This window comes from Caldovatus sediminis (assembly GCF_014644455.1).
Lineage (GTDB): Bacteria > Pseudomonadota > Alphaproteobacteria > Acetobacterales > Acetobacteraceae > Caldovatus > Caldovatus sediminis.
Genome location: NZ_BMKS01000014.1, coordinates 100238 through 112279, shown reverse-complemented (window position 1 = coordinate 112279; position 12042 = coordinate 100238). Strand labels below are relative to the sequence as shown.

Sequence of the window (12042 nt, the reverse complement as noted above, 5' to 3'; positions counted from 1 at the left end):
AGACACCACCGCCCCATGCGCAGACCGCAGACGCAAAGCCGACAGGTTGCTAGGCCGCCTCCGCGAGGAACGCGCGCAGCGCCGTGCCAGGCGCGTCCGCCGCGGCGTCGAGGAGGGCGGCGCCCCGCGCCGCCGCGGCCTCGCCGGCGTGGCGCCGCAGCTTCGCCAGCACCTCGGCGGCCGGCATCGGCCGCGCCGGGTCGCCCGGCACGCTGTCGGTGGCCGCGGTCAGCGTGGCGCCGTCCACCGTGACCGAGAGCACCGCGCCGCGCCGCCCGCCGCGCGCCGGGCCGCCCTCGCGCAGCGTCACCAGCGCCTCCAGCCGGCGCAGGCGCGGGTCGCGCAGCGCCGCCTCGGTGTAGGCCTCCGGCCCCAGATCCCCCTGCGCCAGCGCCGCGGCGACGGCCCAGGAGAGGCTGAACTGCGCCGCGATGGCGGCCCGCGGCGCGCGGTTGCCGGCGTAGCGCAGCGCCTCGGCGTAGGTGGCGAGCTCGATCGCGGCGATGCGGTCGAGGCGGTCCCGCAGGCGCGGCCGCAGCGCGAGCGCGGCGGCGGCGGCGTAGTGGGCATGGCGCACCCCGGCGAAGGGCTTGAGATAGGCCTCCGCGACCAGCCACTCGCCCGGCGGCGCGCTTGCGCCCGGCGCGTCGAGGCCGAGCGCGAGGCGCCGCGCCTCCGCGAACCCCTCCGCCGGCGCGTCGAGGCCCGCCATGGCCGCCGCGCCGGCCAGCGCGCCGAGCAGCGCGGCGTGCGCCGGGTAGCTGTTGCGCCCGTCCATGCCGGCGGCGATCGGCGCGTAGAGGGCGAAGGGCACCTGGCACGCGGCGAGCCGCACCGCGCGCGCCGCCGCCGCCCGGTCGCCGCCCGCGAGCCGCACCGCCGCCGCGGCGGCGCCGAGCGCGTGCCAGGAGCCGTCCACATGCATCCCCGGCCGGATGCGCCACAGCTCGCCCGCGCGCCCCGCGACCTCGTAGCCGAGCGCGAGCGCGGCGAGCGTCTCGCCGAGCGTCGCCGCCGGCCGCGCGACGCAGAGCGGCACCACGGCGAGCCCCGGGCGGCCATGCGCGCGGGCGAGGCCCTCGTTCGCCTCGTCCCAGCACATCGCCGCCGCCAGCACCGCCGCCGCGCCGGCCGGAGCGAGGCCCGCGCCCGCCAGCCGCACCTCGCCCGGCAGCCACGCCGCGAGCGCGGCGGCGAGGGCGCGCACCCGCGCATGGCGCAGGCCGGCGACCATGCAGCCGAGGCTGTCGCAGAGCAGCAGCCGCGCGCGCCCGGCGGCCTCCGTGCCGGGCGGCGGGCCGTCCCAGGCCCAGGCGATGGTCGCGCCGAGGGGGTCGCTCACCGCCCCTCGAAGCGCGGCGCGCGCTTCTCGAGGATCGCGTCCACCGCCTCGACGTGATCGCGGGTGCCGTGCGCCAGCGCCTGGAAGGCGGCGGAGAGCTCGAGCAGGGTCGAGAGCCTGGTGTGCTGCGCCTCGCGCAGCAGGCGCTTGGTCATGCGCACCGCCTGGGGCGGGTTGGCGGCGATCCTCGCGGCGAGGGCGCGCGCCGCGGGCAGCAGCTCGCCCTCCGGCACGACGCGGCTGACGAGGCCGCAGGCGAGCGCCGCCTGCGCGTCCAGCGTGTCGCCGGTGAAGCTCATCTCCATCGCGCGGGAGAGGCCGACGGCGCGCTGCAGCAGCCAGGCCCCGCCGTCGCCCGGCACGATGCCGACGCGCACGAAGCTCTCGGCGAAGCTCGCGCGCTCGCTGGCGATGCGGATGTCGCACATGCAGGCGAGGTCGAGGCCGGCGCCGATCGCCGGGCCGTTCACCGCGGCGATGGTCGGCACGTCGAGCTCGTAGAGGGCGAGCGGGATGCGCTGGATGCCGCGGCGGTAGCTCTCGCGCATCTCGGCGCCGGTGTTGCCGGCGGTGATGCCGGTGCGCGCCTTCATCCCCTTGAGGTCGCCGCCGGCGCAGAACGCCGTCCCGGCGCCGGTCAGGACCACCGCGCGCACCGAATCGTCGTGCTGGATGCGCTGGCAGGCGGCGACGATCTCCTCGCACTCCTCGCGGGTGGAGATGGCGTTGCGCTTGTCCGGCCGGTTCAGGGTCAGGGTGACGACGTGGTCGTCGCGCTCGATGCGGAGGAAGGGTTCGGCGGTCATGGCGTGGTGTCGTCGTCCTCGTCGCGGGCGGTGAGGAAGGGCCAGAGCGCGGCGCCGCCCACCGCCTGCACCTCGCGGCCTATGCGCGCGGCCCAGAAGCGCTCGGTACCGGCCTCCTCGCGCCAGGACCAGAGGCGGCGCGTCAGGTGGTGCAGCGGGTGCTCCTCGGTGAAGCCGATGGCGCCGAGGACCTGGTGCGCGATGGCGGCGCCGGCGCCCGCGGCCTCGCCGGCCACGACCTTGGCGCAGCCGATCTCGAAGGCGGCGCCGGCGAGGCCGTGGCGGTCCGCGGCGCGGCAGGCCCGGTCGGCGGCGACCTGCGCGGCGGCGGCCTCGCCGGCGAGGACGGCGAGCTGCTGCTGCACCGCCTGGAAGCGGCCGATGGGGCGGCCGAACTGCCGGCGCGTGCCGGCGTGCTCCACCGCGAGGTCGAGCGCGGCGGCGAGCGCGCCGGCCATCTGGCAGGCGCGCAGCAGGGCGAGGGCGGCGGCCGCCGCCTCGCCGCCGAAGCGCTCGGGCACCGGCGCCGCGCTCCGCACCACCCCGCCGGGCGGGGCGGAATCGCGCGGCTCGCCGGCCAGGTTGGCGCCCGGCGCCCAGGTCACGCCGGCGGCGTCGCAGAGCGCGACGGTCTCGCCGTCGCAGCAGGCGACATGGCGCACATGGCGCCCCCACGGCACCCGCTCGCCGCCATTGGCGGTGAGCGAGAGCGGCCCCGGCGGCGGCGCGATGCCGGCGGCGGCGAGCAGCGCGGCGGCGAGGATCGTCTCGCCCATCGGCGCCGGCGCGCCGTGGCGGCCGAGCGCCTGGAACACCGGCCCGGCCGCCCGCCAGCCGAGCCCGGCCCCGCCCATCGCCTCCGGCACCAGGAGGAGCGGCAGGCCGAGCCCCTCCAGCGCCTCCCACAGGGCGGCGGGCCATTCGCCGCGCTCCACCGCGCGCAGGGTGGCCGCGCCGCTCCGCTCCGCGAGCAGGCGCCCGACCTGCTCCGCCAGCATCGTGCCGGGATCGTCCTCGCGCATGGCGTTCACCGCAGCCCCAGCTCGCGCGCGATGATGCCGCGCAGGATCTCGCGCGTCCCGCCGCGCAGCGAGAAGGTGGGCGCCACCTGCGTGACGTAGGCGTGCAGGCGGCGCAGCCCCTCCGGCGCGTCGGCGACGTCGAGCAGGTCGCGCACCCGCTCCGGCACCGCCTGCTCGAAGGCGTTGCCGATGTCCTTGACCAGCGCCGCCTCGACCGCGGGCGACCTGCCGTCCTCCAGCATGCCGGCGACGGAGAGCGACATGGCGCGCAGCGTGGCGAGCCGCGCCACCATGCGCCCGATCGGCACGGGATCGGCCGCCGCCTCGGCGGCGGCGGCGAGCAGCGGGTAGCTGGAGAGGATGCGGTCCGGCCCGCTGCGCTCGAAGGCGAGCTCGGAGGTCGCCTGCGCCCAGCCCTCGCCCTCGCGCCCGATCAGCGCGTCCTCGGGGAGGGGCACGTCGTCGAAGGTGACCTCGTTGAAGCCCTCCTCGCCGGTCAGCTCGCGGATCGGGCGGATCGTGATTCCCGGGAGGCGGAGGTCCACGAGGAACTGCGAGAGGCCCGCGTGCCGCGGCCCGTCCCTCTCCGCCGGCGCGGTGCGGACCAGCGCGATCATCCAGTCGCAGAGATGGGCGAAGCTGGTCCAGATCTTGCGCCCGTTCAGGCGCCAGCCGCCGCCCGGCACGCGCTCCGCCCGGGTGCGCAGGCTGGCGAGGTCGGAGCCCGAGTCGGGCTCCGACAGGCCGATGCAGAACGCCGCCTCGCCGCGCGCGATGGCGGGCAGGAGGCGCATCCGCTGCGCCTCCGTGCCGAAGCGCAGCAGCAGCGGGCCGGACTGGCGGTCGCCGATCCAGTGCGCGCCGACCGGGGCGCCGGCGGCGAGCATCTCCTCGAGCACGACGTAGCGTTCCATCGCGCTGCGCTCGTGCCCGCCGTATCGCCTCGGCCAGGTCATGCCGATCCAGCCGCGGGCGCCGACGGCGCGGGAGAAGGCGCGGTCGAAGCCCATCCAGGAGCGGCCGCGCACCTCCGGCGTCCAGCCGCGGCCGTGCTCGGCGAGGAAGGCGCGCACCTCGCGCCGCAGCGCGGCGCTGCCGGGCGGCGTGTCGCGTGGCTCGAAGCGCAGGCCGACCATCTCCGTCCGCTCCCTCACACGATCCCGGCTTCGCGGGCGGCGGCGATCTCCGCCTCGCTCATGCCGGCGAACTCGGCCAGCACCTCCTCGGTGTGCTCGCCCGGCGCGGGGATGCCGCGGCGGTACCCGACCGGCGTGGCGGAGAGGCGCATCGGGCTCGCCAGCACGCGCACCCTGCCCGCGGTGCCGCGGTGCGGGACCTCGACGATCATGCCGCGCGCCCGGATGTGCGGGTCGTGCTCGATGTCGGCCGGGGTGTTGATCGGGCCGGAGGTGATCTTCGCCGCGCGCAGCCGCTCCAGCCACTCCGCGCGCGGGCGCGTCGCCAGCACCTCGCGGATCATGCCGAGCAGCAGGTCGCGGTTGGCGGCGCGGTCGCGGTTGCGGCGGAAGCGCTCGTCCTCGGCCCATTCGGGGTGGCCGAGCGCGGCGGCGAGGCGCACGAACTCGCGGTCGTTCAGCACGCCGATCACCATCCTGGCGTCGGAGCCGGCGAAGACGCCGTAGGGCACGGCGACATGCGAATCGTTGCCGCTGCGGCGGACCAGATGCCCGGCGTTCAGCCAGGCCGACATCGGGTGCTGCAGCAGCGCCGTCATGGTCTCGAACAGCGAGACCTCGACGTGCTGGCCCTCGCCGGTGCGCTCGGCGTGGCGCAGCGCGGCGAGCACGGCGATCGCCGCGGCCTGGCCGGTGAACATGTCGGCGACCGGCACGCCGACGCGCTGCGGCCCGCCGCCCGGCGCGCCGTCCGGCTCGCCCGTCACCTCCATCAGCCCGGACATGGCCTGGGCGACGAAGTCGTAGCCCGAGCGGTCGGCGTAGGGCCCGGTCTGGCCGAAGCCGGAGATCGAGCAGTAGACGAGGCGCGGATTGACCGCGCGCAGGCTCGGCCAGTCGAGGCCGTAGCGCGCGAGCGTGCCAGGGCGGAAATTCTCCAGCAGCACGTCGGCCCGCGCGACCATCCGGCGGAGGATCGCCGCGCCCTCCGGCCGCGCGAAGTCGAGCGAGAGCGAGCGCTTGTTGCGGTTGAGCGAAACGAAGTAGGTGGAGTCCTCGCTGCCCGCCACGAAGGGGGGCCCGAGCGCGCGCAGGTCGTCGCCGTCGCCGCGGCGCTCCACCTTCACCACCTCGGCGCCGAGGTCGCCGAGCGTCTGCGCGCAGAGCGGCCCCGCCACCACGCGCGTCATGTCCACCACGCGCACGCCCTCGAGCGCACCGGCCATGCCGATCCTGTCCCCTTCCCCGGTCCGGCCGCAGGGTGGACCGGATGCGCGGCGGCGAAAAGCCCGGCCGGCACGAATTCGGAGGGGACGGCAGGATCGTCCGGGCGGAATTTCGCAGCAGCGTCATGGACCGCAGGACGATGTCGGGCGGGCTGCCGTCCTCGCGCCCGGCGGCCCCAAGGCGTCTTCGCCCGCGGCTTCCCCGAGCCCTTCGCCCGCGCGCTCGGCCAGACCGCGGTGGTGGACAACAGGGCGGGCGCTCGCCGGGGCGCCTCGCGGCGTCACCCGCCCCGCACCCGCGCGCGCAGCTCGAACTTCTGGATCTTCCCCGTCGCCGTCTTCGGCAAAGGCCCAAACGTCACGTGCTTAGGCACCTTGAAGCGCGCGAGCTGGCCGCGGCACCAGGCGACGATGTCCTCGGCGCTCACCCGTCCCTCGGCCTCCGGCTTCAGGGTGACGAAGGCGTGCGGCACCTCGCCCCACTTCTCGTCCGGGTGCGCCACCACCGCGGCCTCCATCACGTCCGGGTGGCGGTAGAGCGCCTCCTCCACCTCGAGCGAGGAGATGTTCTCGCCGCCCGAGATGACGATGTCCTTGGCGCGGTCCTTGACCTCGATGTAGCCGTCCGGGTGCAGCACGCCGAGGTCGCCGGTGCGGAACCAGCCCCCGACGAACACCGCCTCGTTGGCCTTCGGGTTGCGCAGGTAGCCCTTCATGATGGTGTTGCCGCGCAGCGCGATCTCGCCGAGGGTCGCGCCGTCCGCCGGCACCGGGCGGCCGGTGGCCTGGTCCAGCACCGTCGCGTCCTCCAGCGTCGGCAGGGGCACGCCCTGGCGGGCCATGAAGGCGGCGCGCTCCTCCAGCGGGCGCTCCTCCAGCCCCGGCTGCCAGGCGCAGAGGAGGGAGGGGCCGTAGCTCTCCGTCAGGCCGTAGAGGTGCACGACGGAGAAGCCCATCGCCTCCATCCGCGCGATGACGGCGGAGGGCGGCGCGGCGCCGCCGGTCGCCACCTTCACCACCTGCGCCGGCCGGCGCTGCGACTCCGCCGGCGCGTGGATCAGCATGGTCAGCACCACCGGCGCGGCGCAGAGATGCGTCACCCCCTCCTCGGCGACCAGGCGGAAGATCTCGGCCGGGTCCACGCGCCGCAGGCAGACATGCGTGCCGCCCGCGAGCGTCACCGCCCAGGTGTAGGTCCAGCCGTTGCAGTGGAACATCGGCAGCGTCCAGAGATAGACGCTGCGCGGCGTGAGCTCGAAGGCCAGCGCGTTGCCGCAGGCGTTGAGGTAGGCGCCGCGGTGGTGGATGACCACGCCCTTCGGGTCGCCCGTCGTGCCGGAGGTGTAGGAGAGCGAGATCGCCGCCCACTCGTCCGCCGGCACGCGCGGGACGAAGTCCGGCTCGCCGCCGGCGAGGAATTCCTCGTAGGGCGTGCCGTCGAGCGCGGCGCCGCCGGGGCCGAGCGGATCGTCCACCAGCACGACACGCGGCTGCGGCCCCCCGTCGAGGCCCGCGAGCGCGGCGCCGGCGACGCCCGCGAATTCCCGGTCCACCACGAACGCCCGCGCGCCGGAGTGGCGCAGGATGAAGCCGATCGTCGCCGCGTCGAGCCGCGTGTTGACCGGGCACAGCACCGCGCCGGCCATCGGCACGCCGTAGTGCGCCTCGAGCATCTCCGGCACGTTCGGCAGCAGCACGGCGACCGCCTCGCCGGGGCCGACGCCCGCCCGCACCAGCGCGGAAGCGAGGCGGCGCGAGCGTTCCAGCAGCGCGGCGTAGGTGATGCGCCGCGGCCCGTGCACCACCCCGACGCGCCCGCCCCAGACGCGCGCGGCGCGGAAGAGGAAGGAGACGGGCGAGAGCGCCACGTGGTTCGCCGCGTTGCGCGGCAGATCGTCCGCCCCCGGCGTGGGCCCGTCCTGCGTCGTCGCCTGCAGTGCCATCCCCGTATCTCCGTTCGCCCGCGGCGGGCGCGGTCCGCGCGGGCGCATGCCTCGCGCAACCGGACCCGATCGGCGCGGCGAGGGCAAGAGGCAGGAGGGCGCGCCCGCGGCGCCGCGCCTCGCCGTCGCGCGGCCGGGGACGGCCCGCGCCCGGGGCGTCGCGCGGAACGGCGCCGAGGCGGTTCCCCGTCAGCCGGGACGGATCGGCAGGCGGAGGGCGGGCGGCGTCATGCCGAGGCCCATGGCGCGGGACACCGCGCCGAAGGCCGGCGCCTCCCGGCGGCGCGGCCCCCCGCCGCCGGGAGGCGCCAGGCCTGCCCGGCCGCCCGATCCGGAACGGCCCGCGTCAGGCCGGTCCCGTCTGCTGGATCGCCGAGATCAGCCACTGCCCGCCGCGCGCCCGCATGAAGGTCCAGACCTCCGTCGCCTCGGTCCGGCGCTCGGTGTCGCCCTCCACCAGTGCGCCGTCGGCGGCGCGGAAGGTGGCGTCCAGCATCGAGAAGCGCATCGCGACGCGGGCGTAGTCGCGCCCGCCCTCGCGCCAGGCGTCGGCGAGGTCGCCCTGCTCGAGCCGCACCTCGCGCGTCTCGTTGCGCAGACCGCGGCTGGCGAGCTCGGCCAGATCGTCGGCGAAGTACTGCACCATCTCCGGCGTGGCGATCCGCTGCAGCGCGGCGAGGTCCTGGCGCGACCAGGCCTCGTTCGCCTCGATCAGCAGGCGCTCGAAGCGGTCGAAGTCGGCCTGGTCGAGCCGGACCGGCTCCCCCGGATGCGGCGCGGCGGTGCCGATTCCCGTCCCGCCCGCGGCGGCCATGCGCCCGGCCGGGCCCGTCCCGGGGCCCTCGCCGGTCCGCGCGAGGCCGCGGGGCGGCACGCCAGCGGCCGGCACGGGCTGGCCGCCGCGCATGACGCGGAACAGCCGCAGGCCGAACCAGACCAAGCCGGCGATCAGCGCGATCTGCAGCAGCAGGCCGAGGATGCCGGCGAAGCCGTGCAGGCCGCCGAACAGGCCGCCGCCGAACAGCAGCCCGCCGATGCCGGCGCCGATCAGGCCGCCCATCAGCCCCGCCATGAAGGGCGAGCGGGAAAGCATGCCGCCCGCCGCCGCCGTCGGCGCGGCGGCCCCCGGCGTCACCCGCGAAGGCTCGGTCATGCTGCGCTCCACCGGCCGTGCCGGAGCGGGCGCCGTCCGGGTCGGTGGCGGTGCGGAATAGGTGCGGCTGCCGCTGCTGCCCATCGAGCGGCCGCCCCCCACCCGCGCATCCACCAGGGCCGGCGCGAGCGCGAAGAGGACCGCCGCGGCGGCGGCGAGGAAGGTCGGGAGGCGGCGCATGGCGATGAGGGTCTCCGGCATTCGGCTTGTCGTTGCAGGGACTATAGGCGAGCGCCGGAGCCGTGGCGACGGATTCCGGCGCCGTTCGGATCGCGGCTCGGGCCGTGCGCGGTACGCTCGGGGGAGGCGCGGGAACGCGGGACCGCATCGCCCGGGTGCCGGCGCGGAGGCGAGGGGCTGGCGGCGACCGGCCGCTCCGCCCGGGAGACGACGCTCAGGCAGCGAAGCGGGCGTCGCGCATCGCCTCGTAGGCGGCCTGGACCAGCGCCGGGCCGTGCGCGCGTTCCAGTCGCCGGACGGTGAAGTGGCCGCGAGCGACGGTACGGAAATGCTCGAGGAAGACGAGGTTCACCGTCGCCCCGGCGGCGGCACCGATGATCGGCGCGACCTGGGCCGAGAGCTTGAGCGCCACGGGGCCGCCGAAGCGTGCGGCGACGGCGCCGATGAATCCGGGCAGCACCGCGCCGGTCACGCCGCGCCCGACCACGCCCTTGAGCGCCTCGGCGAGCGCGATGCGCACGGCGAAATACCCCGACTCGGCCGCGTCGTCGTAGGGGTCGCGGCCGCCGAGGGCGAACACCTTGAGGCATTCGGCCGCGGCCTCCGGGCGGCCGAGGTCCTCGCCCTGCCCGGCGGCGACGGCGGCGATCTGGCGCAGCAGCAGGGTGGTGGAGAGGGGGAGCTCGACCAGCGTCCCCGGCAGGCCGAACGCGCCGCCGGCCGCGCCGCTCGCGGCGGCGAGCCCGCGGTGGAACCAGTCGGAGGAGACCGGCAGCGGCGTGCGCGCGGGATCGGACTTCAGCGCCGCCTCCATCGCGCGGCTGAGCGCACGCTCGATCGCGGCGTCGAGCATCGCCTGCGCGGGGCCCGGCAGGCGCGACTTCAGCGCCTCGATCGGCGCGCCGACCAGGGCGGCGAGGCGGACGGCGAGGGACGTGCCCTCCAGCGCGGCGACGGCGCCGGAGAGTTCGGTGCGGGCGGTCTCGGGAAGACCGGGGATGGGGAGACGGCTTTCGGGGCCAAAGGCGGCGGCGTCGGACATCGCTCGGGAGGATCGGGGTGCCGGCGCGCGGTTCGCCGGCGCGCGCCTCACAGGATGAACCGGCTCAGATCCGCGCTCGCCGCCAGCGGCGCCACCCGCTCGCGCACATAGGCCGCGTCCACCCGCACCGTCTCGCCGCGGCGGTCGGAGGCGCCGAAGGAGATCTCCTCGAGCAGCCGCTCCATCACCGTCGCCAGGCGCCGCGCGCCGATGTTCTCGACCCGCGCGTTGATCTCCGCGGCGAGGTCGGCGATCGCGTCCACCGCGTCCGCGGCGAACTCCAGGGTGACCCCCTCGGTGCTGAGCAGCGCCACGTACTGCTTGATCAGCGAGTGCTCGGGCTCGGTCAGGATGCGGCGGAAGTCGTCGCGCGTCAGGGCCGAGAGCTCGACGCGGATCGGCAGCCGGCCCTGCAGCTCCGGCAGCAGGTCGGAGGGCTTGGCGAGGTGGAAGGCGCCGGAGGCGATGAACAGGATGTGGTCGGTCTTGACCGGGCCGTGCTTGGTCATGACCGTGGTGCCCTCGATCAGCGGCAGCAGGTCGCGCTGCACGCCCTCGCGGCTGACGTCGGCGCCGCGGAAGCCCCCGCCCGCGCCCTCGCCGGCGCCGCGGGCGCAGATCTTGTCCACCTCGTCGAGGAAGACGATGCCGTTGTTCTCGGCGTTGGCCACCGCCTCGCGGGTCAGCGCCTCCTGGTCGAGCAGCTTGTCGGCCTCGTCGCGGATCAGCGCCTCGCGCGCCGCGGCGACGCTCATCTTCCGCGGGCGCTGGCGGCCGCCGAACAGCTTGCCGAGCATCTCCTGCATGTTCTGGAGCTGCACGCCCTGGGCGCCGGGCAGGTCGATCATGCCGATCGGCATGCCGCCGCCGGCCTCGGCGACCTGCACCTCGACCTCGCGGTTCTCGAGCTGGCCCTCGCGCAGCATCCGGCGGAACTTCATGCGCGTCTCGCCGGAGGCGCCCTCGCCGACCAGCGCGGTCACCAGCCGCTCCTCCGCGGCGAGCTCGGCCTTGGCCTGGACCTCCCTGCGCGCGTGGTCGCGCCGCTGGGTGATGGCGACCTCGACCAGGTCGCGCACGATGCTCTCCACGTCGCGGCCGACATAGCCGACCTCGGTGAACTTCGTCGCCTCGACCTTGAGGAAGGGGGCCTGCGCCAGCCGCGCGAGGCGGCGGGCGATCTCGGTCTTGCCGACGCCGGTCGGGCCGATCATCAGGATGTTCTTCGGCACCACCTCCTCGCGGATGCCCTCCGGCAGCTGCTGGCGCCGCCAGCGGTTGCGCAGCGCGATGGCGACGGCGCGCTTGGCGTCGTGCTGGCCGACGATGTAGCGGTCGAGCTCGGAGACGATCTCGCGCGGGGAGAGGTTGACGGATTCGGTGCTCACGCCTGGGATTCCAGCGTCTCGATGACGGTGTTCGCGTTGGTGTAGACGCAGATGTCGGCGGCGATCCTCATCGCGCGGCGGCAGATCTCCTCGGCGCCGAGGCCGTCCACGCCCATCAGGGCGCGCGCCGCGGCGAGCGCGAAATTGCCGCCCGAGCCGATGCCGATGATCTGGTCCTCCGGCTCCAGCACGTCGCCCTGGCCGGTGAGCAGCAGCGAGCGGCGGGAATCGGCCACCGCCATCAGCGCCTCCAGCCGGCGGAGGTAGCGGTCCGTGCGCCAGTCCTTGGCGAGCTCGACGCAGGCGCGCTCGAGCTGGTCCGGGAAGCGCTCGAGCTTCGCCTCCAGCCGTTCCAGCAGCGTGAAGGCGTCCGCCGTGGCGCCGGCGAAGCCCGCCAGCACCTTGCCGTTGGCGATGCGCCGCACCTTGCGCGCGTTGCCCTTGACCACCGTCTGGCCGAGCGAGACCTGGCCGTCCCCGGCCATCGCCACCTGCCCGCCCTTGCGCACGCAGAGGATGGTGGTGCCGTGCCAGCCGATCTTGTCCGTGTCGTTCATGGCGGAGAGATGGGGCAGAGGCCGCCTCCGGGCAACGGTTGCGCCGGCGCGGGGTTCCCGCCGCCCGGCCGCGGCACGGCGGGGCCGCGCCGGCCTCGTCGCACCGGCCCGGCGTTTCGGCCGCGCGGCCGACGCCGCGCGATCCTGCCGATCGCGGCCCACCGCGACGCTGGTCGCCCGCGGGCTTCGTCGTCCGCCGCGGCGCCTGCCGCCGGACCTCGGGTGCGGGCCGGTGCGCGGCCCGAAC

Annotated in this window: 10 protein-coding genes; all 10 read right to left on the bottom strand. The window is 76.2% G+C overall.

Features of this window, described 5'->3' with window-relative positions; all coding sequences use genetic code 11:
- Nucleotides 1–49: 49 nt before the first annotated feature.
- The gene (locus IEX99_RS18210; protein ID WP_188902940.1) at nucleotides 50–1342 is read right to left on the bottom strand and encodes an MmgE/PrpD family protein; all 1293 of its coding nucleotides are present in this window, start codon (nucleotides 1340–1342) and stop codon (nucleotides 50–52) included.
- Nucleotides 1339–2148, bottom strand: a complete 810-nt coding sequence (locus IEX99_RS18205) for a crotonase/enoyl-CoA hydratase family protein (RefSeq protein WP_188902938.1) — start codon at nucleotides 2146–2148, stop codon at nucleotides 1339–1341. The genes IEX99_RS18210 and IEX99_RS18205 overlap by 4 nt, the downstream gene beginning before the upstream one ends.
- Nucleotides 2145–3170, bottom strand: a complete 1026-nt coding sequence (locus tag IEX99_RS18200) for an acyl-CoA dehydrogenase family protein (RefSeq protein WP_188902935.1) — start codon at nucleotides 3168–3170, stop codon at nucleotides 2145–2147. The genes IEX99_RS18205 and IEX99_RS18200 overlap by 4 nt, the downstream gene beginning before the upstream one ends.
- 5 nt (nucleotides 3171–3175) lie before the next feature.
- Entirely contained in the window at nucleotides 3176–4306 is a 1131-nt protein-coding gene (locus IEX99_RS18195; RefSeq protein ID WP_188902934.1) for an acyl-CoA dehydrogenase family protein, read from the bottom strand.
- A 14-nt stretch (nucleotides 4307–4320) separates the two neighbouring features.
- On the bottom strand, nucleotides 4321–5532 hold the full coding sequence (locus IEX99_RS18190; RefSeq protein ID WP_188902932.1) for a CaiB/BaiF CoA transferase family protein: 1212 nt from the start codon (nucleotides 5530–5532) through the stop codon (nucleotides 4321–4323).
- Nucleotides 5533–5813: 281 nt separating this feature from the next.
- Nucleotides 5814–7475 (bottom strand): AMP-binding protein, encoded by a 1662-nt coding sequence (locus IEX99_RS18185; RefSeq protein ID WP_188902929.1) that lies wholly within the window; start codon nucleotides 7473–7475, stop codon nucleotides 5814–5816.
- A gap of 346 nt (nucleotides 7476–7821) precedes the next feature.
- The gene (locus tag IEX99_RS18180; RefSeq protein WP_188902927.1) at nucleotides 7822–8829 is read right to left on the bottom strand and encodes a TIM44-like domain-containing protein; all 1008 of its coding nucleotides are present in this window, start codon (nucleotides 8827–8829) and stop codon (nucleotides 7822–7824) included.
- 193 nt (nucleotides 8830–9022) lie between these two features.
- Entirely contained in the window at nucleotides 9023–9850 is an 828-nt protein-coding gene (locus IEX99_RS18175; protein ID WP_188902925.1) for an EcsC family protein, read from the bottom strand.
- A gap of 47 nt (nucleotides 9851–9897) precedes the next feature.
- Nucleotides 9898–11238, bottom strand: coding sequence for an ATP-dependent protease ATPase subunit HslU (gene hslU / locus IEX99_RS18170; protein ID WP_188902923.1), 1341 nt, complete (start codon nucleotides 11236–11238; stop codon nucleotides 9898–9900).
- Complete coding sequence (hslV, locus tag IEX99_RS18165) at nucleotides 11235–11795, bottom strand: ATP-dependent protease subunit HslV (RefSeq protein WP_188902921.1); 561 nt, start codon at nucleotides 11793–11795, stop codon at nucleotides 11235–11237. The genes hslU and hslV overlap by 4 nt, the downstream gene beginning before the upstream one ends.
- Nucleotides 11796–12042: the final 247 nt, after the last annotated feature.